Source organism: Nocardia sp. alder85J (assembly GCF_020176955.2).
GTDB lineage: Bacteria > Actinomycetota > Actinomycetes > Mycobacteriales > Mycobacteriaceae > Nocardia.
This window is the reverse complement of record NZ_JAIUCZ020000004.1, coordinates 352984-373021: the sequence shown is the minus strand read 5'-3', so window position 1 is coordinate 373021 and position 20038 is coordinate 352984. Positions and strand designations below refer to the sequence as shown.

Annotated in this window: 17 protein-coding genes; 5 read left to right on the top strand and 12 right to left on the bottom strand. The window is 71.3% G+C overall.

Going from position 1 to position 20038, the window contains the following annotated elements; translation table 11 throughout:
• Position 1 precedes the first annotated feature (1 nt).
• Positions 2 to 397: a hypothetical protein gene (locus tag LBW94_RS17680; RefSeq protein ID WP_225057534.1), complete on the top strand. Its 396-nt coding sequence runs from the start codon at positions 2 to 4 to the stop codon at positions 395 to 397.
• Positions 398 to 499: 102 nt separating this feature from the next.
• On the opposite strand, the gene LBW94_RS17675 is transcribed toward LBW94_RS17680, so the two are convergent.
• The 5 genes from LBW94_RS17675 to LBW94_RS17655 all read right to left on the bottom strand — a co-directional run bounded on the left by LBW94_RS17675 (position 500) and on the right by LBW94_RS17655 (position 7638).
• Positions 500 to 2131: a dipeptide ABC transporter ATP-binding protein gene (locus LBW94_RS17675; RefSeq protein ID WP_225057535.1), complete on the bottom strand. Its 1632-nt coding sequence runs from the start codon at positions 2129 to 2131 to the stop codon at positions 500 to 502.
• A gap of 12 nt (positions 2132 to 2143) precedes the next feature.
• Entirely contained in the window at positions 2144 to 3028 is an 885-nt protein-coding gene (locus LBW94_RS17670) for an ABC transporter permease (RefSeq protein WP_225057536.1), read from the bottom strand.
• Positions 3025 to 3981, bottom strand: a complete 957-nt coding sequence (locus LBW94_RS17665) for an ABC transporter permease (protein ID WP_225057537.1) — start codon at positions 3979 to 3981, stop codon at positions 3025 to 3027. The genes LBW94_RS17670 and LBW94_RS17665 overlap by 4 nt, the downstream gene beginning before the upstream one ends.
• Before the next feature lie 14 nt (positions 3982 to 3995).
• A complete protein-coding gene (locus LBW94_RS17660) occupies positions 3996 to 5633 on the bottom strand; it encodes an ABC transporter substrate-binding protein (protein ID WP_225057538.1) in 1638 nt (545 codons plus the stop codon).
• A gap of 187 nt (positions 5634 to 5820) precedes the next feature.
• Entirely contained in the window at positions 5821 to 7638 is a 1818-nt protein-coding gene (locus tag LBW94_RS17655) for a gamma-glutamyltransferase family protein (protein WP_416276909.1), read from the bottom strand.
• A 29-nt stretch (positions 7639 to 7667) separates the two neighbouring features.
• On the opposite strand from LBW94_RS17655, the gene LBW94_RS17650 reads away from it, so the two are divergent.
• Positions 7668 to 8567 carry a LysR family transcriptional regulator gene (locus tag LBW94_RS17650; RefSeq protein WP_225057540.1) on the top strand — a complete coding sequence of 300 codons (900 nt, stop codon included), beginning with the start codon at positions 7668 to 7670 and terminating at the stop codon, positions 8565 to 8567.
• A 1-nt stretch (position 8568) separates the two neighbouring features.
• Here the strand turns inward: LBW94_RS17650 and LBW94_RS17645 are convergent, their stop codons facing one another.
• The 3 genes from LBW94_RS17645 to LBW94_RS17635 form a co-directional block, all read right to left on the bottom strand.
• Positions 8569 to 9750: a cation:proton antiporter gene (locus LBW94_RS17645; RefSeq protein WP_225057541.1), complete on the bottom strand. Its 1182-nt coding sequence runs from the start codon at positions 9748 to 9750 to the stop codon at positions 8569 to 8571.
• Positions 9751 to 9755: 5 nt separating this feature from the next.
• Positions 9756 to 10238: a cation:proton antiporter regulatory subunit gene (locus tag LBW94_RS17640; RefSeq protein ID WP_225057542.1), complete on the bottom strand. Its 483-nt coding sequence runs from the start codon at positions 10236 to 10238 to the stop codon at positions 9756 to 9758.
• Between the two features lie 126 nt (positions 10239 to 10364).
• Positions 10365 to 11696 (bottom strand): ABC transporter substrate-binding protein, encoded by a 1332-nt coding sequence (locus LBW94_RS17635; RefSeq protein ID WP_225057681.1) that lies wholly within the window; start codon positions 11694 to 11696, stop codon positions 10365 to 10367.
• Between the two features lie 273 nt (positions 11697 to 11969).
• On the opposite strand from LBW94_RS17635, the gene LBW94_RS17630 reads away from it, so the two are divergent.
• Positions 11970 to 14384, top strand: coding sequence for a hypothetical protein (locus tag LBW94_RS17630; protein ID WP_225057543.1), 2415 nt, complete (start codon positions 11970 to 11972; stop codon positions 14382 to 14384).
• Positions 14385 to 14393: 9 nt separating this feature from the next.
• Here LBW94_RS17630 and LBW94_RS17625 read toward each other — a convergent pair whose 3' ends face one another.
• The gene (locus LBW94_RS17625) at positions 14394 to 15014 is read right to left on the bottom strand and encodes a MerR family transcriptional regulator (RefSeq protein WP_225057544.1); all 621 of its coding nucleotides are present in this window, start codon (positions 15012 to 15014) and stop codon (positions 14394 to 14396) included.
• 120 nt (positions 15015 to 15134) lie between these two features.
• Between LBW94_RS17625 and LBW94_RS17620 the strand changes: the two genes are divergently transcribed.
• The gene (locus LBW94_RS17620) at positions 15135 to 16109 is read left to right on the top strand and encodes a hypothetical protein (RefSeq protein WP_225057545.1); all 975 of its coding nucleotides are present in this window, start codon (positions 15135 to 15137) and stop codon (positions 16107 to 16109) included.
• A 57-nt stretch (positions 16110 to 16166) separates the two neighbouring features.
• On the top strand, positions 16167 to 16628 hold the full coding sequence (locus LBW94_RS17615) for an ABA4-like family protein (RefSeq protein WP_225057546.1): 462 nt from the start codon (positions 16167 to 16169) through the stop codon (positions 16626 to 16628).
• Positions 16629 to 16688: 60 nt separating this feature from the next.
• Here LBW94_RS17615 and LBW94_RS17610 read toward each other — a convergent pair whose 3' ends face one another.
• From LBW94_RS17610 to LBW94_RS17600, 3 genes are read right to left on the bottom strand one after another with little or no spacing between them, the layout of a single operon-like run.
• A complete protein-coding gene (locus tag LBW94_RS17610; RefSeq protein WP_225057547.1) occupies positions 16689 to 18116 on the bottom strand; it encodes a sensor histidine kinase in 1428 nt (475 codons plus the stop codon).
• Positions 18113 to 18772: a response regulator transcription factor gene (locus tag LBW94_RS17605; RefSeq protein WP_225057548.1), complete on the bottom strand. Its 660-nt coding sequence runs from the start codon at positions 18770 to 18772 to the stop codon at positions 18113 to 18115. Before LBW94_RS17605 ends, LBW94_RS17610 begins: the two co-directional genes overlap by 4 nt.
• A 5-nt stretch (positions 18773 to 18777) precedes the next feature.
• A complete protein-coding gene (locus tag LBW94_RS17600) occupies positions 18778 to 20025 on the bottom strand; it encodes a DUF1501 domain-containing protein (RefSeq protein ID WP_225057549.1) in 1248 nt (415 codons plus the stop codon).
• Positions 20026 to 20038 lie beyond the last annotated feature (13 nt).

The following is a 20038-nucleotide window of genomic DNA, read 5'->3' as shown; positions in this document are numbered from 1 at the left end:
GATGAGTGCAGGTCGCCGCAGCGTCGGCGGAGAGTCCCCGGACAGCCGGACCGCCGGGGTGCTGCGGTTCACCACCGAACTGATCGGCTGGGTGGCCACGCCGTGGGCGCTGGCCTCGGTCTCGATCGTGCTGTCGGTGTTGTCGGTGATCGTGCTGATCGGGGTGCCCGCGGTCATCGGCACACCCGGCGACCGGAACAATTCGGTGCGGGTGCCCGGGGTGGTCACCATCGCGATGATGGTCATGGAGTTCGCGGCCGCGGCGATCCCGGTGTGGTTCATCTGGTGGCCCGCGGTCGCCGCGCCGGTGGTGCTGCTCGTCGTGGCCGCGGTGATCGCCGGGCTGCCGCGCTGGCGGTGGCTGCTGGCGTACGACCGACGGAACGAGGCCGGGTAGCAGCCGGTTTCGTTGCGCGGCAACATGTTCTGCGGCTCGTATCGGGCACGGCGCTCTCGGGCCGCCGGGCACGTCGGCACACACCGGGACGGTGTGACCGGATCAGCCGAGCACGGTGGCGCCGGGAATGGCGTCGAGGAGCCCGCGGGTGTAGGGGTCGGCGGGGGCCGTGAAGATCCGGTCGGCCGGGCCCGCCTCCACCACGCGGCCGTCGCGCATCACCACCACCTCGTGGGCGAGGGCGCGGACGACGGCCAGATCATGGGAGATGAACAGCAGGCTCAGGCCGAGCCGCTGTTGCAGCCGCGACAGCAGGGTCAGGATCTGGTCCTGCACCAGCACGTCCAGCGCGGACACCGGCTCGTCGCAGACGATCAGCGGCGGGTCGACGGCCAGCGCGCGGGCGATGGCGACCCGCTGGCGCTGGCCGCCGGACAGTTCGCTCGGATGCCGCCGGGCGACCGATTCGGGCAGGGCCACCTGCTCCAGCAGTTCGGCCACCCGGTCCAGGCGGGCCTGGCGATCGCCGATCCCGAAGGCGCGCAGCGGTTCCGCGATCAACCGGGCGACCGTCCACATCGGGTCCAGGGAAGCATACGGATCCTGGAACACCGGCTGCATCGCGCGCCGCGCCGCCCGCCGCCCGGCGCCACCGAGTCCGCCGAGGTCGACGCCACCGAGGTGGATGCTGCCGGCGGTGGGGGCCACCAAGCCGAGCACCAGGCGCGCGACAGTGGTCTTGCCCGAGCCGGATTCGCCGACGATCGCGGTGGTGCGGCCGCGGCCGACGGTGAACGAGACATCATCGACCGCAGCCACTTTCGTGCGACGTCCGCGCAGCCGGTACACCTTCCGGAGGCCGCGGACCTCCAGGATCGGGACAGTGGGCAGGGTGGTCGCGCCGGCAGCGGTAGCCACGCCGGAAGCGGGGACCACGCCGGGTGCGGGGCGGCCGGCGGTGACGGCGGGGGCCGCGGCGACCAGGCGGCGGGTGTAGTCGTGGTGGGGTTCGGTCAGGACCTCGCGCGCCGGGCCGGATTCGACGATGCGGCCCTCGGACATCACCACCACGCGGTCGGCGCGTTCGGCGGCCAGTCCGAGGTCGTGGGTCACCAGGAGCAGGGCGGTGCCCAGGTCGCGGGTCAGGTCGGTGAGACTGTCCAGGATCTGGCGCTGCACGGTGACGTCGAGGGCCGAGGTCGGCTCGTCGGCGATGAGCAGTCGCGGGCGGCCGGCCAGGGCGATGGCGATCAGCACGCGCTGGCGCATGCCGCCGGAGAACTCGTGCGGGTACTGGCGGGCGCGGCGGGCCGGGTCGGGGATGCCGACCCGGCCCAGCAGTTCCACCGCGCGCTGCCGTGCTTCCCGGGGCACGCAGATCCGTTGGGCCACCAGGGTTTCCGCCACCTGAGCGCCGATCCGGGTGACCGGGTTCAGGTTCGACATGGGATCCTGGGGCACCAGGCCGATCGCGCGGCCGCGCAGTGGTCGCAGCTGTCGTTCCCGGGCGTGCGCGATATCCGTTCCGCACCAGCGGATCCGGCCGCCGGTCACCCGGCCGGAGCCGGGCAGCAGGCCCAGGACGGCATGGGCCAGCGTGGATTTCCCGGATCCGGAGGCGCCGACCACCGCGATCCGCTCCCCGGGCGTGACGATCAGATCCACCCCGCGCACCGCCGGCGCGCCGCCGAACGACACGTGTAGATCGCGGATCTCGAGCAACGGCGGCGTCACGATTTCCTCACCTCACCGGGCGGTCTTCGGGTCCAGCGCATCCCGCAGGGCGTCGCCGAACAGGTTGAACCCGAAGCAGATCAGGGCCAGCGCGACGCCCGGGAAGATCCCGGGCCACGCGGTCAGCGACAGGTACTGCTGGGCGTCGGACAGCATGATGCCCAGGCTGGGCGCGGGCGGGCGGATGCCCAGGCCGAGGAACGACAGCACCGCCTCCCCCAGCACCGCGATCGGCATGATCAGCGTCGCCTGCACGATCGCCGCCGCGGCGGCGTTGGGCAGGATGTGCTCGGCGAGAATGCGGCCCGGACGGACGTGCATGGCCCGCGCCGCCAGCACGAAGTCGGATTCCTTCAGCCGCAACGTCTCCGCCCGGACCACCCGCATCATCACCGGCACCTGCGAGATGCCCAGTGCGACAGCGGCATCCACCAGCCCGCCGCCGTCGATCGCGACCAGTCCCACGCCGAGCACGAAATACGGGAAGGCCAGCACCACGTCGCCGGCCCGGGACAGCACCGCGTCCGGGCCACGCCAGTAGCCCGCCACCAGGCCCAGCAGCCCGCCGACGAGCACCGCGCACAGCACCGACAGCCCGCCGACCTCCAGCGAGGCGCGGGTGCCGTAGAGCACCCGAGAGAGCACGTCGCGACCGAGATCGTCGGTGCCGAGCGCGAATCCGACCGTCCCCGGTCGCTGGAACGGCGCGTCGAAGTGCACCTCGGCGGGCCCGTACGGCGCCAGCACCGGCGCGCACACCCCGGCCGCGATCGTGATCAGCAGCAGGATCGCGCCGACGACCCCCTTGGGATCGCGGCGCAGCCGCCGCCAGGCGCCGGCCCGCGCGGGCGGCGGATCCTCGACGGCGCCGTCCCGCTGCGGAATCGTGGCGGTCATCGGGCTCCCCCGGCCACCCGCACCCGCGGGTCGATCACCGTGTACAGCACGTCGACCAGCAGATTGATCAGGATGTAGGCGGCGACGACGACCAGCACCACCGCCTGGATCACCGGATAGTCCCGGCTGAACAGCGAATCCAGGGTCAGCTTGCCGATCCCGGGCAGGGCGAAGATGCGCTCGGTGACCACGGTGCCCGCGATGAGCAGGCCCAGTTGCAGGCCGATCACCGTGGTGACGACGATCAGGCTGTTGCGCAGGCCGTAGCGGAGGATCACCGCCACCGGGCCCAGCCCCTTGGCGCGCGCGGTGCGCACGTAGTCGGCGGTCAGCGTCTCCACCATCGACGAGCGCGTCTGCCGTTGCAGCATCGCCGCGTGGGTGAGGCCGAGGACCAGCGCGGGCAGCGTCAGGCAGTAGACGGCGCGGACCGGATCGTGCAGCGGCGACACGTATCCCGACGCCGGGAACCAGTGCAGCCGCACCGACAGGTACAGCACACCCAGCAGTCCGAGCCAGAACGTCGGCACCGACATCGCCACCAGCGACACCCCGTCGACCAGCCACTCCGGCCAGCGACCGCGGTACACGGCGGCCAGCACGCCGCCGGACACGCCGACCAGCACCGCGATCACCATGGCGTACACCGCCAGTTGCAGTGTCACCGGGAAGGTGGCGGCGATCATGGCGCGCACCGGCGCCCCGGTCCGGATGGACCGGCCGAAATCTCCGGTCGCGCTGTGCCGCAGGAACTCCCAGTACTGCGCCCACAGCGGCCGGTCCAGGCCGAGGTGGGCGCGCACCGCGGCGACGGTCGCCGGATCGGCCTGCTCCCCGGCCATGGTGACGGCCGGATCGCCGGGCAGCGCCCGCACTCCCGCGAAGATCACCAGCGAGGCCAGCACCACGGTCAGGGCCGACTGCCACAACCGGTGCACGACGAACCGCAGCATCGGCCCGCGCCTCGTCAGCCGGCCAGGAATGCGGCCTTGCCCAGCCGCACCACCCCGTCGGGGTACACCTCGACCCCGGCCACCGCGGTCGATTGCCCGGTGAGCACGCGGATCCGGTAGGTGTACAGGTACGGATTGTCCTTCTCGATCAGCCCGACCGCCTGCCCGTACAGCCCGGCGCGCTGGCCCGGATCGGTCACCCGTCCGGCGCGCGACAGCAGATCGTCCATCGCGGGCGAGGAGTAGCCGCCGTAGTTGCCCGGCGATCCGGTGGTCAGGAAGCGCGCGGTGTTGGCGTCCGGGTCGATCCGGCCGGACCAGCCCAGGAACAGCGCCTCGAACGTGCCGCGCTTCTGCACGTCCAGCAGGGCGGAGTATTCGACCGGGACGATCTGGAGATCGAATCCTCCGGCGGCGACCGAGGATTGCAGTGCCTGCGCGTAGCGCAGATCGGCCTGCCGGTTGGAGACCTGCATCATGATCCGATACGGCGCCGGCACTCCGGCGGCGGTCAGCAGTTGTTTCGCGCGTTGCGGATCGTAAGCGGGACAGGTCGTTCCGGCGGCGGTGGCGTAGGTCGAGTTCGGCACGATCGGCGTGCAGGCGCTGTCGAACCAGCCGTCGAACACGGTCCGGACCAGCTGCGGCCGGTCGATGCTCAGCGACAGCGCCTCCCGGATCCGCGGGTCCCGGGCCAGCGGGGTGTCGATCGGCCGGACCGGCTTGCCGACGCCGTCGACGTTGCCGAGGTTGATGGTCAGCCCCTGGAAGCCGAGCGAACTCGATTGCAGCAGGCGCAGTTTCGAGTCACCGGCCAGCACCTGGGCGTCGGCCGGGGCGATGGTGTCGGCGACCTGGACGTCGCCGGAGCGCAGGTTGGCCGCGCGGATGTTGTCGTCGGCGATGATCCGGTACGTGATGCCGTCCAGGTGCACGTGCGCGGCGTCGTAGTACAGCGGGTCCCTGGTCACGGTGATCGAGGTCTGCGGTACGCGCGCAACGAATTTGAACGGGCCGACACACACCGGATGATCGCCGAAGTAGTCCCCCGCCGCGGCCAGCGCGGCCGGTGACATGATCATCCCGGCCCGGTCGGCCAGCGCGGCGGTGATCGGTGCGAACGGCGACTTGAAGTGCAGCACCACCCGATCGGCGCCGACGGCGTCGATGCGCATGATCGGCCCCATCTCGCTGGTGCGCTGCGAGGTCTTCATGGTCAGGTGCCGTTGCAGGCTGAGCTGGACCGCCTCGGCGTCGAAGTCGGTGCCGTCGGCGAACTTCGGCCCCGTGCGCAGCGGGACGGTGACGGTCAGGCCGTCCGGTGAGATGTCCGGCAGGGCCGCGGCCAGCTGGGGTACCAGATGACCGGCGGAGTCGTTGTCGTAGAGCTTTTCGCAGATCGAGTTCATCACGACGCGGGTGTAGAGCGAGCTGGAGGTGGTGGGGTCCAGCCGGTCCGGCTCCGAGGACAGGCCCATCACCAGATCGCCGCCCGCGCGCACCGCCCGGCCGGCGACCGGGCTGCCGAAATCGTCTGCGTGCGCGGGAGTTCCGGCGGCATGTTGCGTGGGTGAGCAGGCGGTCGTCACCGGCACACCCAGCAGTGCCACGGCGAGACCGATCGCGACCTTTCGGGCGATTCGGGAGAGCATGCCGTACAACATACTTCGGATCGCAGGACTTCGCTTTCCGGACAGCTATCCCTGATCGGTACCCTCACGACCCCTTTCGGGTCACTCGAAAGTTGCTGTGCCTCCGTTGTTTACATTCTCGTAAGGTGAGGATGGCGCAATTGTGAAATCCGGCCGCGAACGACCCTTTCCGGGCGGTAGCAATTCCTCAGCGCCCGGCCGCGTACCCCTGCATGCCGCGCGGGTTGGCCCCGGCGGACAGCACGCCGGTCTCCGGATCGCGGGCCACCGCGCAGATCCGGCCCTCCGACCAGGGACCGCCGACGGTGACCCGATGGCCGCGGCGGCGCAGTTCGGTGATCGTCGTGGCGCCGATGCGCGACTCCACGATCACCGCACCGGGATCGGTGGTGCGCGGGTAGAACGAGCCGGGGAAGCTCTCCTGATGCCAGTTCGGCGCATCGATCGCGCCCTGGAGATCCGGGCCGCCGCGCACCGGCTTGCCGAGGGCGACCGCGAGGAAGAAGTGCAGGCTCCACTGGTCCTGCTGATCGCCGCCGGGCGTGCCGAAGGCCAGCACCGGTTCCCCGTCGCGCAGCGCCAGCGACGGGGTGAGCGTGCTGCGCGGGCGGCGGCCGGGGGTCAGCGAACTCGCCAGACCCGGCTCCAGCCAGCTCATCTGCAAGCGGGTGCCCAGCGGGAAACCCAGCTCCGGCACCACCGGATTGGATTGCAGCCAGCCGCCGCTGGGGGTGGCCGAGACCATGTTGCCCCAGCGATCGACGACATCCAGATGGCAAGTGTCGCCGCGGGTTTCGCCGGTGGCCGCGACCGTCGGCTCCCCGGCTCCCGAGGGCACCGCGCCCGCCGCGACCACCCCGGCGTGCCGGGTCACCGACGGCTGCCGTCCGTCCGGGCTGCCGGGCCGCAGTTGCAGCGAGGCGGACGGCCCGATCAGGCCGCGGCGGCCGGCGTTGTAGGCCGGGGACAGCAGCGTGTCCAGCGAGACCGTGGCGCCGTCGCCGTACCACGCCTCGCGGTCGGCGAACGCGAGCTTCGAACCCTCGATCAGCAGGTGGTGGTAGTCCGGCGTGCCGTACTCCAGCCGATCCGGCAGCAGGGCCAGCTGTTGCAGGAACACCGGGCCCTGACTCCACGGGCCGGGCTTCGCCACGGTCCAGCCGTTCCAGTCGTAGGTGACCGGATCCTCGTACGTGGCACGGTAGTTCGCGAGATCGTCGGCGGTGAGGGTACCGGCGTGACGTTCCCCGGAGGTGTCCATGGCCGGGCGTGCGGCCCAGGCCGCCAGCGCCTCGCCGATGAATCCCTCCCGCCACACCCGCCGGGCCGCCTCGATCTGCGCCTCCCGATCGGCGCCGGCCGCCGCGGCCTCGGCGAGCAGCCGCCGCCAGGTCGCGGCCAGCGCGGGATTGGTGAGCAGTCGCCCGGCGGCGGGCGGCTTTCCGTCGCGCAGATAGACCGCGGCCGAACTGGTCCACTCGGTCTCGAACAGTCGCTGCACCGCCGTCACGGTGGCGCCGATCCGCTCCACCGCCGGGACGCCGCGCTCGGCGTACCCGATGGCGTACGACAGCACCTCGTCCAGCCGCCGGGTGCCGTGATCGCGCAGCAACACCAGCCAGGCGTCGACGGCGCCCGGCACGGCCGCGGCCAGCGGGCCGGTGCCGGGTACCAGGTCCAGTCCGAGCGCGGTGTAGTGCGCGATGCTCGCGCCGGCCGGAGCGGGCCCCTGTCCGCACAGCACCCGCGGCGGCCGCCCGGCCGGGGCCAGCAGGATCGGCACCTCACCACCGGGCCCGTTCAGGTGCGGCTCGGCCACGTGCAGCGTGAACGCGGCCGCGACCGCGGCGTCGAAGGCGTTGCCGCCGGCCTCCAGCACCGCCATGGCCACCGCCGAGGCCAGCCAGTGCGTGGTCGACGCCATGCCGAAGCTGCCCTGCAAGGTGGGGCGGGTGGTGAACACCCGCCGAGTATCACCCGACGAATGAATGTACGTCCAAGACATCTGGGACACCGTTCCCATAGCCTGTGTTTATGGAACGCCGGCAGCTCGAATATTTCGTCGCGATCGTGGAGAACGGCGGTTTCACCCACGCCGCGCGCGCCCTGCAGGTGGCCCAGCCGTCCCTGTCCCGGGCGATCTCGAAACTGGAGGACGAGCTGGGGGTGGCGCTGTTCCATCGGGTGGGGCGCAATGCGGTGCTGAGCAGCGCCGGTGAGCTGATGGTCGAGCGGGCCCGGCAGGTGCTGCGCGATCTGGACGCGCTGCGCGCCGCGGCGCAGACCGTGGGCGAGGGTGCGGTGGGCCGGGTCGACGTGGCAGCGACCTCGTCGTCGGCATTGGAACCGGTGATCAGCATCATCGCCGAACTGCGGGCGCGGCATCCCGGGGTGACGGTGAGCACCTCCTCGGCGCTGTCGGCCACCGAGGTGGTCGCGCTGGTGCTGCGCGGCCGCTGCGAGGCCGGGGTCTGCGCCAGCGCGGAACGCCCGGCCGGGCAGGGCCTGATCGCCCATCATCTGCGCGACGAGCAGTTCCTGCTGGTACTGCCGCCCGGCGCGCGGGTGGGCCCGGGCGACGGCACCGTCACCCCGGAGGATCTGCGCGGTATGCACTTCGTGGTGCCGCACGCCGCGACCGCCGTGCGGGCGCGGTTCGACCGGCTGGCCGCCGAGGTCGGCGAGCTGACGATCGCGGCCGAGGTCGGCGATCGCAGCGTGGTGCTGCCGATGGTGCTGCGCGGCGTCGGCGCCGCCCTGATGCCCGACGGCTGGGACTATCTGGCCCGCCGTTCCGGCGCCGCGGTCTACCGCTTCGCACCGCCGATTCGCATCCCGCAGTGGCTGATCCACCGCACCGGGCCGATCACCGCCGCCGCCCGCGCCTTCATCGACACCACCCTGGGCCACGCGCGGCAGCCGGCCGGACGGTGAATCAGGTTGCGGGAGCCCGCAATCGGTCCAGACGCCGCACCACCGGCTCGGCGAAGCGGGCGGCGATCGGGCCGAGCACGGCCATCAGCAGCACGTACGTCGTTGCCATCGCCGCGAATTCGGCGGGCACCGCACCCGCGGACACCGCCAGCCCGGCGATCACGATGGAGAACTCGCCGTGCGCGACCAGCGAGGTGCCCGCGCGCAACCGGCCGTAGCGGGAGGCGCCGGCCCGCGCGGCGGCCCACCAGCCGGTGGCCACCTTGGTCACCACGGTCACCACCACCAGCACGCAGGCCCAGCCCAGTACCGGCGGAATGCTCTGCGGGTCGGTCGACAGCCCGAACAGCACGAAGAACAAGGCGGCGAACAGATCTCGCAGCGGCTCCAGCATGGTGCGGGCGCTCTCCGCGGTGGTGCCCGAGATGGCGATGCCGAGCAGGAAGGCCCCGACCGCCGCGGACACCTGGAGCACGGTGGCCATCCCGGCCACCAGCAGCGCCGAACCCAGCAGGGTCAGCAGGAAGATCTCCCGGTCGTGGCTGTCGATCAGCATCGACACGTACCTGCCGTAGCGCAGCGCGATCACCAGCACCACGCTCACGGCCACCAGCGCGATCGCGACCGACGTCGCGCCGGTGACGAATCCGATCCCGGCCAGCACCGCGGTCAGCACCGGCAGGTAGGCGGCCATGGCCAGATCCTCGAACACCAGGATCGACAGGATCGCCGGGGTCTCCCGGTTGCCCAGCCGGCCGAAGTCGTTGAGGATCTTCGCGACGATGCCCGACGACGAGATCACCGTGACGCCCGCCATCGCGACCGCGCCGGTCGGACCCCAGCCCAGCAGCAGCGCGACCACGACGCCCGGGGTGGCGTTGGCCACCAGATCGACCACCCCGGCCAGCCACGATCGGCGCATGCCGGTGACGAGTTCCTCTGCGGTGTACTCCAATCCGAGCAACAGCAACAGCAGCACCACGCCGATCTCGCTGGCGAGGTGGATGAACTGGTCGACGTGGTGCAGCTCGACCAGACCACCGGTGCCGAACACCAGCCCGCCGATCAGATACAGCGGAATCGGTGACAATCCGATCCGGCCCGCGAGCCGGCCGAGCAGACCGAGGCCGAAGAACACCGCCCCCAGTTGGATGAGACCCAATGCAGTTTCGTCGGCGACCACTCGATTCAGCCGTCCACCAGAATCGCCGCGGCCGCGTCGAGCCCGGCACCGGTGCCCACCACGATCAGCTGATCACCCGCGGCCATCGGAAAGTCCGGGCCCGGTGAGGGAATGGTCTGCCCGCCGCGCACCACCGCGACGATCGAGGCGGTGGTACGGGTCCGCATCCGGGTGTCGCCGAGCGGCCGCCCGGCATACGGTGAGCCGGTCCGGATCGACAGCTGCCGGGTGTTCACATCGGCCAGTTCACGCTGTTCGGCGACCAGTTGCTCCACCAGTCGCGGGGCGCCCAGCAGTCCGGCCAGTGCGGCGGCCTCGGTGACGGTCAGCGCGACCTGTTCGCAGGCGTCCGGATTACCCGGCCTGCTGAGAATCAGATCGACGCCACCGTCCTTCCGATCGACCACACCCACCCGCCGGCCCGACGCGGCCAGCGGGAAGTCCTTCCGTACTCCGATCCCCGGCAGGGGCGTCACCTCGACATCCACGCCCCCATCAATACCGGACAATTGAGACATTCGCCAGGTCGATGCCGGACCGCTCGGACGAGCGCGGCCCGGCGCCGCACCGAAATCGGTTGGCGCCGGGCCGCTTCGACGGTGAGCCGGTCCGGGCTATTTCAGGTCGTTCAGACTCTTGCCGATGGCCTCCAGGGTCAGCGGTTTGCCGAGATCCTGCTTGTACACGTACGGCGTCATATCACAGCGGTACGGGCCGGTGTCCGGCTTGAAGGGCGCGGGCTGCCAGCCCTGCGGGGTCACCATCTCGACGTTGAAGCATTTCTGCACGGCCGCCTTGGTGGTGAAGTCCTGCGGCGCCACCAGGCCGCCGCCGGTCCACGCGGACTCCTTGGTCGCGGCGTCGTAGAGGCATTTGCGGGTCAGCGCGTCACCGCAACTCGCGGCCGACTTGGCGAACAGCGCCCATTCCGCGAAGGCGCGCACCGCCGGATAGGTGGGTTCGGAACCGGGGGCGTACTTCGCGTACAGCTGCTTCAACTGCGTGATCGCCGGCAGATCCGACTCCAGCGGCGCGGTGCCGGAGATGTCGGCGTAGTTGTGCTGCGCGGTGGCGGAATTGCCGAGCAGTTTCAGGAATCCGGCGTTGTAGGCGTTGCTGTTGGCGTCGATCCAGTCCAGGTGGTAGTCCATGCCGGTCAGCACGTCCTCCAGCTTCGGCAGGTCCACGTAGTTGCCGAGGAAGATCAGGCCCTTCACGCCCTTGCTCTTGATGGCCTGCGCGTACGGCGTCCAATCCGTCACGCCCGCGGCCGGATACAGATCGCCGTAGACGAGGGTGGCGCCCTCGGCGGGCAGCGACTCCTGATATCCGGACAGCATCGACTTGGTGGCCGGGATGTCGCCGGTGATCACCCCGATCGCCGCCGCCGAATCCGGATACGCCTCCTTGAACAGCCAGCTGTGCGAACCGGTGTAGATGTCCATCTGCGAGGCAGTGCCACCGCCGCCGACCTGGAGATCGGAGCCGGCGTTGGCGGCCGACACCACCTGGGCCGGGAATTCCGGCAGCAGGCAGTTCAGCCGGTCCTTCACACCCAGGCCGTCGAAGGCCGCGCCGCCACCGACCAGCGCGAAATCGTCGCGACACGCCTCGACCATGCGCTGGCGGACCTCCAGCAGTTTGGCGTCGTGCACGGTGTAGCTCAGCTTGCGCCCGGCGACACCGCCGTTGTCGTTGCACCAGGAGGTGAAAACCTTGGCGGCATCGACGAATTCGGGGTTCTTGGTGAAGCCGATGTCGCTGAAGACACCGAGTTTGATCTCGCTCGCGGTCACCCCCTGCGCCGGGGCGCTCGACGGCTTGCCGCTGTGGCAGATGCTCTTCAGATCGCCGAAATCACCCGATCCGCCCCCGCCGCCGGTCGCGCCGGACTCCTCGCTGCCGCCGCGGCTGCATCCCGCCGCCGCGAGCAGCGCCACCGCCATGAGCGCGATCAGTATTCGCCTCGGTGCCACCGTCGTTCTCCTTGTTCGAGGCCATGTAGGAGAGCGATGGTGTCACATATCGGAACTCCAATTATCGAGAATTGAGAACCTTTTTGGATGTCAGCGGAAATTGGATCTCCGTTGCTGATCGGGGCAATTTCTTTCCCCGGCGAAACACCGGCCCGTGCGGCGATGTGCCTGGTCCGCCCGGAATCTCCGGAACCACCGGGAATTGCCGGGAGCGACATATTCTCGAGGTAATCTCCCGGACTCGTGGTCGCAGCTGCCGCGCCGAAGCCGCGCAACGACGTGCTCGTGTGGGGTTGGGTGACCGCCGTCGGCGTGGCCGTCGGCTATCTGTCCGTCCTCCTCGCCGACCCCCGTCACTTCTACAAGGACGACACCGAGGCCCAGTACGGGCCGATGTGGGTGATGCTGGGCCGGCAGTTGCGGGAGGGCCGCTTCCCGGTGCTGGTGCCGTGGGAGTGGATGTCGGGCAACTATTCGATGGAGGAGGCCGGGCTCTACAACCCGCCGCAACTGCTGGTCGACCTGTTCGCGCCCGCGGTGGACAATCTCGCGCTGTACGTCACGGTGGTGAAGCTGCTCTTCTCGATCGTCGCCGCGCTGGGCGTGTTCCGGATCTGCCTGGCCTACGGCGCGCGGGCGCCGTGGTCGGCGCTGGCGGCGGTGGCGTTCCCGCTGTCGGGCTGGTTCCTGTTCTTCGACGAGTCCAGCTGGGTGACCTCGCTGACCGGCACCGCGTGGATGTTGCAGGCCTGGGCGTCGGCGGTACGGTACACGCGCGGGCGCGGCGGCCCGGTGGGGGTTTTCGTCTACCTGTACCTCGCCATCTCGGTGCAGTACGTGTTCCCGGCGGCCGAGGCGGCCCTGATGATCGTCGCGATCGCCGCCGGTGAGGTGGTGTATCTGCGCGACCGGTGGCCGTCACTGCGGCTGCTGCTGGTGGCCGGGTGCGCCGGGCTGGCCGGGCTGGAAACCTATCTGCCCGGCATCCTCTCGTCCCCGGCGACCTGGCGCGGCAACGAACGGGTGGTCAACGATCAGTTCCTGGACGTGCCCTGGTCGGAATCGCTGAACGCCAGCCTGCCCAGCACCATGCCGGCCTTCGACGGCTGGTGGGGCTACGTGCAGCCGATGCCGATGGTGTACATCGCCTGGTTCGTGATCCCGTTGCTGGCCTTCGTGGACTGGAGCGCGGCGCGGGCGGCGGCCCGGGAACTGGCCGGGGCGTTGCTGTTCGGGGCCGCGGTGCTGATGTGGACCGCCGGGCCCGGGTACATCGGCCCGCTGCGGTGGCCGGGCCGGGTGCTGCCGATGCTCGCGGTGGCGGTCCTGGTGCTGATGTGCGTGCTGCTGAGCCGGTTCGGCGCCTTCGCCGCACGGCGCCGCCGGGCACTGGCCGCCGGGTTGCTGATCGGCCTGATGGTCGTCCGATCGACCGCGGCGGCACCGGAATTCGTGATCCGGCACCTGGTCGCCGCGATCCTGGTCGGGGTGCTGACGGGGGCGCTGGTGTGGCTGCACCGGCAGTACGGCGCCGCGGCGGCGTGCGCGCTGGCGATCCTGGCCATGTTCCCGATCGCCTACGAACAGGTGCGCGATCAGGGGCCGTCGCCGATGTCGTACCGCTTCCCGGCCCGCCGCTCCGAGATGACCGCCGCCTTCCCGCCGTTCGAGGGGGTCACCCTGCAACTGGGCGACCGCGCGCTGGTCCGGCCCGCCGACCAGGGCGGCGATCGGGCTTGGGGCTCACTGGCTTTCGGCAACTACGCGAAGAACATGGGGCTGGACTACGTCAACGCCTACACCCCGATCGGGCACGCCGCCTTCAGCGCGCTGCTGTGCATGGGCTGGGACGGCAGCACCTGCCCCGACGCCTATCGGCGGGCCTTCGACGTGGAGCCGAGCACCCGGCGCACCGTCGTCGATCTGATGAAGGTCGACCGGGTGGTGTTGCAGCGGGCCCAATATCCGGACGCCGCGGACCATCCCGCGCCGCCGGGCTGGCGCTGGGTCGACTATCCGGGCCACGATCGCTACATCTGGGTGCTGGAACGCGAGGGCGGGCCGATCTCCGCCCGCAACGGCTTCGTCGCCGACACCCGGAACGTGACCACCGCCGTCATCGACCGCGACAGCGTCACCAGCCGCCTCCAGGTGACCTCCGTGCACGGCGGGCGGGTGGTGTTCGCCCGGCTGGCCTGGCCCGGGTATCACGCCGTCCTCGGCGGCCACGAGCTGGCGATCCGGCCGATCGCGAAAACCTTCGTCGCCGTGGATATTCCGGCCGGAACCAGGAACACCGAACTGGTGCTGAGCTGGCGGCCGCCGGGCTGGCAGGCGGGCATCGCCGCGGCGCTGGCCGGGCTGCTGGGGCTGGGCGCGTTGCAGTGGTGGTATCGCCGCCGGCCGCAGCCGCCGGTCCGGCGGTCCCCGGCGGCCGCGGAGTTCGCGACGGCCGAGCCGGAGTTCGCGACGGCCGAGCCGGAGTTCGCGACGGCCGAGCCGGAGTTCGCGACGGCCGAGCCGGAACCCGCTGTGCGGGTGCGACTTCCGGTGCCGACGCCGGGCGCGGATCGATGGGCGGCGCGGGCGCTCGGCGATCGGCTCCCGACCGGTGCGGGCGGCGGCGAGATCCGGCGGCCCGAGCGCGCCGGATCGTGACGGCCCGGATCAGGCCAGCGCGTCCCGGGACAGATGCTCCTGCGCGAGGCGGCGCAGCGCGGCGAGCAGGGTGTCACCGAGAACCGTTCCGACGATGACGGATTCGACGGTCTGCTCCAGGCTCGGCTGCCGAGCGACCACGGCGACGTCGACGGCGGCGATACGCTCCACCGCGTCGGCATAGCCGTCCAGCGCCGCCACGAAATCGTCGTGGCCCAGCCGGTGCAGCGTCGCGCACACCTCGATCAGGGTGTCGCGAGCCGGGCTGTCGGCCTGCACCCGCCAGCCGCGCCGGGCCAGCAGGGCCTCGACGGCGGCCCGCGCGGCCGGGTCGTCACCGGGGGTGACGGCGCGGCGGCGGTCCAGGGTGTACTGCGCCTTGCCCACCGATTCCCAGGTGGAATGCTCGCCCTCGTCGAGCACCTCGAGCACCCGGGCCGCGTCGGTGATCGACAGGCCACCGATCTCGATCAGCGCCCGGACCAGGCGCAACCGGCGGGCATGGGCGGGGCCGTAGTCGACCTGGTTGGCGTGGGTGCGCTCACCGGGCGGGAGCAGGCCCTCGCGGACGTAGTACTTGATCGTCGCGGTCGAAACGCCGGTGGTGCGACTGAGTTCCGCGATGCGCAAGCGACCTCCACGACGGTTGACAGGGTGCCGCCAGTGTACGACACTCAGCTATCGATAGTTCTACTATCGATAGTTCTGGTAACAAATTCCGTCACAGCCTTGCTCGGAAGCAGGTGCACCATGACCGATTCCCCCTTCCCCGACCCCGGCCGCCCGCGCGGGTGGCGCCGCCATCGTCCGCTGCTGTGGCTCGCCGCCGCGATGGCCGGGCTCGTGATCGTCTCCCTGATCGGCACGGTGGTCGACCATCGGATGCTGACCGGCCTGCCGATCTGGGACAAGTCCGTGAAATTCGCACTGTCCGTGGCGATCTACGCCGTCACCTGGGTGTGGTTGCTGGCCGGTCCGATCCGCCGGCCCCGGTCCGCGTGGTGGGCGGGCACCATCGCGGCCGGGGCGCTGGCGGTGGAGATGGTGATCATCGTGACCCAGATCGTGCGGGGCACCACCAGTCATTTCAACAACACCACCCCGTTCGACCGAATCCTGTTCGACATCATGGGTTTCTCGATCGTCGTGGTGTGGGTGGCGACCCTGGTGGCCTCGCTCGCGGTGGTGGCCGCACCGGCGGCGGATCCGGCCCGCGCGGCCGCGGTGCGCTGGGGTACGGCGTTGTCGCTGACCGGGATGGCGGTGGGGTTCCTGATGTTCCTGCCCGCGCGCGGAGCGCCGCGGCCGCGGTCGATCGGCGGGGCGCACACCGTCGGCGCGCCGGACGGCGGCCCCGGCCTGCCGTTCCTGGGCTGGAGTACCGCCCACGGCGATCTGCGCATCCCGCACTTCGCGGGAATCCATGCGCTGCAACTGGTTCCGCTGACGCTGGCGGCGCTGGAACTGGCGGCGGCTCAGGTGCCGACGTTGCGATCGGTGGCGGTACGGGCCCGGCTGGTCACCGTGGCCGGGACGAGCTACGCGGCGGTGCTGGCCCTGCTGACCTGGCAGGCGATGCGCGGGCAGTCGATCGTGCGGCCCGATCGGTGGACGCTGGTGGCGGGGCTGCTGGTGGCGGTGGTCGCCGCGGCCGCAGCCGTCCTGGCACTGCGCGGGCGGCGATCGACTGCCGGTACCGCTGTGGCGCTGGAGGTTTCGCGATGAATGCAGGGACTTCCGCGATGAGGCCGGGAAATTCGCGATGACGGAGGAGGTTTCGCGATGACGCACACGTTGTTCACCGTGTCGTTCTGGTTCGCGGCGCCGTTCTGGGCGGTGATGATCGTCGCGCCGACCTGGAGGCGCACCGCCGGACTGGTCGCCTCACCGCTGATCTGCCTGCCGCCGCTGGTGATCTACCTGATGCTGATGACACCGCATGTCGGCGCGTTCTTCCCGGTGATGACCCGCCCGAATCTGGTTGCGCTGCAAGCCTTGCTCGCCACCGCCCCGGCCGCGGCAGCGATCTGGGCGCATCTGGTGGGCTTCGACCTGTTCCTCGGGCGCTGGCTGTACCTGGACAGCCGTCAGCGTGGCATCCCGCCGATCCTGGTGTCGCCCATCCTCGTCGTGACGATCTTCTTCTCCGCCGTCGGGGTGGTGGTGTACCTGGTGCTGCGCACCGCGTATCGGCCGGGCGATCCGGTGGTCGCGCCGCAACCCGCAGCCGGACTCGTCGGCTGATCGTCGGGGGCGCCATCGATCACGCCGTACCGGCCGGGCAGGACGGCGTGATCGGTTCCGTCACCGCCGTCGTGGTGTGCGGCCCGGCAATCCGATGGTGATCGTCGCGATCGTGCCGCGATCCGGTGCGGGCTCCAGAGTGGCGGTGCCGTCGTGGATTCCGGCCACCCAGCGCACGATGGACAGGCCGATGCCGTGGCCGCGCCGGGAGGCGGTCGCGCCGCGATCGAAGGGGTCGGTGAGCGCCGGATCGAGTCCCGGCCCGAAATCGCGCACCGTCACCCGGCCCCCGGTCACCACCATCACTCCGGCTTTCGGCACGGTCTGCTCCCCCGCCACGGACCAGAGGTCCCGCGCGTCCGGCGCGCCTGCGGCGCCGGGCTCCTCGGTCGTGTGCGATGAGCTGCCCGTCGAGGGCGTCACCGCTACCTCGACCGGTCCGCCGCCACCGTGGACCAGGGCGTTGTCCACCAGGTTGCGGACGGCCAGGGCCAGGAGTTCCGGATCCGCCTCGACGACGGCCGGTTCCGCGGTCAACCGGAGGTGGGCCGGGGCGAAATCCTCGATCACGCCCTCCACCAACTGATCAAGCCGCAACGGCAGCCGTTCCGGTTCCGCCACACCGGTTTCGGTGCGAGCGCGAGCGAGCAGGCCGGCGACGAGGCGAGCCATCCGGTCGGTGAGGCGGCGGACGTCGGTCAGGGCGACGCGTTCGCCGCCGCAATCGCGCAGTCCGGCGTCGGTGCGCAGGCGCAGGGCCGCCAGCGGGGTGCGCAGTTCGTGCGCCGCGTCGGCGAGGAAGCGTTCCTGTTCGTCGAGCAGGCGCAGCGCCGACCGCATGCTGACACCGGACAGCGCGTGCCCGGCGGCCGCGGCCAGCACCACCAGGGCGGCGCAGCCGATCTCCAAGGCCAGCACCAGATTCCGGTGTTCGTGCGCGGCGGGAGCCGGATCGGCCGCGGCGAGGACGACCGCGCCGACGAAGGAATCGTCGCCGGGCCACACCGGCACGGCCATCAGCCGGGCCGGGCGACCGGTGCTGTCGGGCATGGTCCGGATGCTCGGATCGCCGCTGTCGGCGATGTCGTCGGCGACGGTGACCAGCGCGCCCGCCGTGGGCAGCCCGGCCCGGCGATGTGCGAAAACCTCACGCCAGGGCTGGTTCCGATCGCGGGCCAGCACCACGATCGCGACGGTGTCCTGGGTCAGATCGTCGTCGCGCAGACCCCCGACGTCGACGCTGCCGTCGTCGGTCCAGGACACCTCGCGGGCCAGGCCACCGGCGTAGCGGTCGATGCGGTCGTCGAGGGCGCGCTGCCGGGAGTGCGCGTCCACGGTGACGGCGAACGCGCCCAGAGCGATCAGGCAGATCGCCGTGATCGCGGTGAACAGTGCGGTCAGCACCCGGCGCGCTCTGCGCAGGCGGGCGACGGCCGGACGCGGGTCCGGGCGCTGCCGGCGCGCGCGGCGCGGGCGGGCGGGGCTCACGGCGTGATCGTGAAACCGGCGCCGCGCACGGTCTCGATCAGCGGCGGGGCGCCGAGCTTGCGGCGCAGTTGCATGATCACCGCGTCGACCACGTTGGAGGCGGGTTCGGCCATTTCGTCCCAGCAACATTCGATCAGTTCGCTGCGCGACACCACCACACCCGCGCGCTCCGCCAGCACCTCCAGCACCCCGAACTCCTTGGGGGTCAACGTCAGCAGCACACCGGCGCGCTGCACACGCCGGCGCGACCGGTCCACCACCAGATCACGCACCCGGGTATGGGCGGCGGCGGGCCGTTCCCGGCGGCGGCACAGCGCCCGCACCCGCGCGGTGAGCTCGTCCAGGGCGAACGGCTTGACCAGATAATCGTCCGCGCCGTCGGCGAATCCGTCGAGCCGGTCGGCGAGAGTGTCGCGGGCGGTGAGGATCAGCACCGGCGTGCGGCCGCCGGCCTCGCGGTGCGCGCGGATCAGGTCGAGGCCGTCACCGTCGGGCAGCCCGCGGTCGACCACCAGGCAGTCGTATTCGTTGACAGCGGTTTTCAGGTCGGCGGCGGCCAGATCGGGCGCCACGTCCACGGCGAATCCCGCGCCGCGCAACCCGGCCGCCACCTCGTCGCACAGCTCGGGATCGTCCTCGCACACCAGAATTCGCATCCCACTCATTTCAGCACAGGCAGCACACCGGGAATCGGCCGTGGGGATCCGGCCAGCACCTCCGAGGCGGGCACCCCGAACCAGGTATCGGCCAGCGTGGCATGGAATTCGGCCATCGGCACGGTGGCGACGACATTGCCGTCGGCGTCCAGGCGGCGCAGCGACGGCGGTTCGCCGGCCAGGCCCGGGACGGTCGGGCCGATCAGCAGCGCGGTCCCGGCGGCGCCGTGGTCCAGGCCGGATCCGTCGTTCTCCGGTACCCGGCGGCCGAATTCGCTGTGCGCGGCGATCAGCACCCGATCGGCCAGGCCGCGCCCGGCCAGATCGGCGCGGAACGCGGCCACGGCGGCATCGAATTCGGTCATCAACGCGGTGAAGCGATCGGGATGGCCGGTGTGGGTGTCGAAATCGGCGTCCATGGGCACGTGCACGATCCGCAGGCCCAGGTTCTCGTCCGCGAGCAGCCGTGCGGCCACCCGCAATTGGGCCGCGAGCCCGGAGTCCGGATAGCCGTCGGCGGCCGGTGGCAGCGTCGCGACCGCGTCGGAGAAGCGCAGTGCCGTGGCGGTTCCGGCGCGCGCCGTGGCCAGCAGCGGGGAGTCGGCGCGGTCCGGATGCGCCATCGCCCGCTGGGCGGCCAGCCAGGCGGCGTCGATCCCGTCGTCGTCGAAAGCCGGGAACCGGCCTTCGTTTCCGGCATCCACCGACAGCGTCGTCACCCGCTTGCTCGCCAGCGCCGGGGTCGCGCCGAGCCCCAGCGAGACGCCGACCGCGGGGGTGCCCGGCTCGCCGAGCACATCGCAGAGCCGGCCGAGGAACCCGGTGTCCGGCCGCGCCCGGCCGTCGGGATCGCCGCTCTGCCAGCGGTACATCATCTCGAAATGCGACAGGTCGGGGGTGGCGACACCGACGCCCGCGACCACCGTCGCACCCTGCCGCGCCAGCTGCGCCAACGCGGGGTGATACCCCCAGTGCTCGTCGAGGGGATGCGTCCCGGCGGCGGGGATCGCGGTGGTGGGGCGCAGCCGCCGATAATTCGGGTCCCCGGTCGGCGCCACCATCGACAAACCGTCACAGCCACCGGCCATTTCGATCATCACCAGCCGTCGCTGATGCACCGGCCCCGGCCGCAGGATCGGCGGCCGCAACCAGCCCTTGCGCGCGCACGCGCCGAAAACGCCGGTGGCGACCAGCAATCCGGTGGCCCCACCGGCCTGCAACACCTTCCGCCGTCCGACGGTGGTCCGTTCCATCTTCGTGTTCCCT

What these genes read in the sequence shown, in the direction of transcription:
- LBW94_RS17680 (WP_225057534.1), top strand. Translation starts at nt 2, where the DNA reads ATGAGTGCAGGTCGCCGCAGCGTCGGCGGAGAGTCCCCGGACAGCCGG.
- LBW94_RS17670 (WP_225057536.1), bottom strand. Translation starts at nt 3,028, where the DNA reads ATGACCGCCACGATTCCGCAGCGGGACGGCGCCGTCGAGGATCCGCCG.
- LBW94_RS17665 (WP_225057537.1), bottom strand. Translation starts at nt 3,981, where the DNA reads ATGCTGCGGTTCGTCGTGCACCGGTTGTGGCAGTCGGCCCTGACCGTG.
- LBW94_RS17660 (WP_225057538.1), bottom strand. Translation starts at nt 5,633, where the DNA reads ATGCTCTCCCGAATCGCCCGAAAGGTCGCGATCGGTCTCGCCGTGGCA.
- LBW94_RS17655 (WP_416276909.1), bottom strand. Translation starts at nt 7,638, where the DNA reads ATGTCTTGGACGTACATTCATTCGTCGGGTGATACTCGGCGGGTGTTC.
- LBW94_RS17650 (WP_225057540.1), top strand. Translation starts at nt 7,668, where the DNA reads ATGGAACGCCGGCAGCTCGAATATTTCGTCGCGATCGTGGAGAACGGC.
- LBW94_RS17635 (WP_225057681.1), bottom strand. Translation starts at nt 11,696, where the DNA reads ATGGCGGTGGCGCTGCTCGCGGCGGCGGGATGCAGCCGCGGCGGCAGC.
- LBW94_RS17620 (WP_225057545.1), top strand. Translation starts at nt 15,135, where the DNA reads ATGACCGATTCCCCCTTCCCCGACCCCGGCCGCCCGCGCGGGTGGCGC.
- LBW94_RS17615 (WP_225057546.1), top strand. Translation starts at nt 16,167, where the DNA reads ATGACGCACACGTTGTTCACCGTGTCGTTCTGGTTCGCGGCGCCGTTC.
- LBW94_RS17605 (WP_225057548.1), bottom strand. Translation starts at nt 18,772, where the DNA reads ATGCGAATTCTGGTGTGCGAGGACGATCCCGAGCTGTGCGACGAGGTG.
- LBW94_RS17600 (WP_225057549.1), bottom strand. Translation starts at nt 20,025, where the DNA reads ATGGAACGGACCACCGTCGGACGGCGGAAGGTGTTGCAGGCCGGTGGG.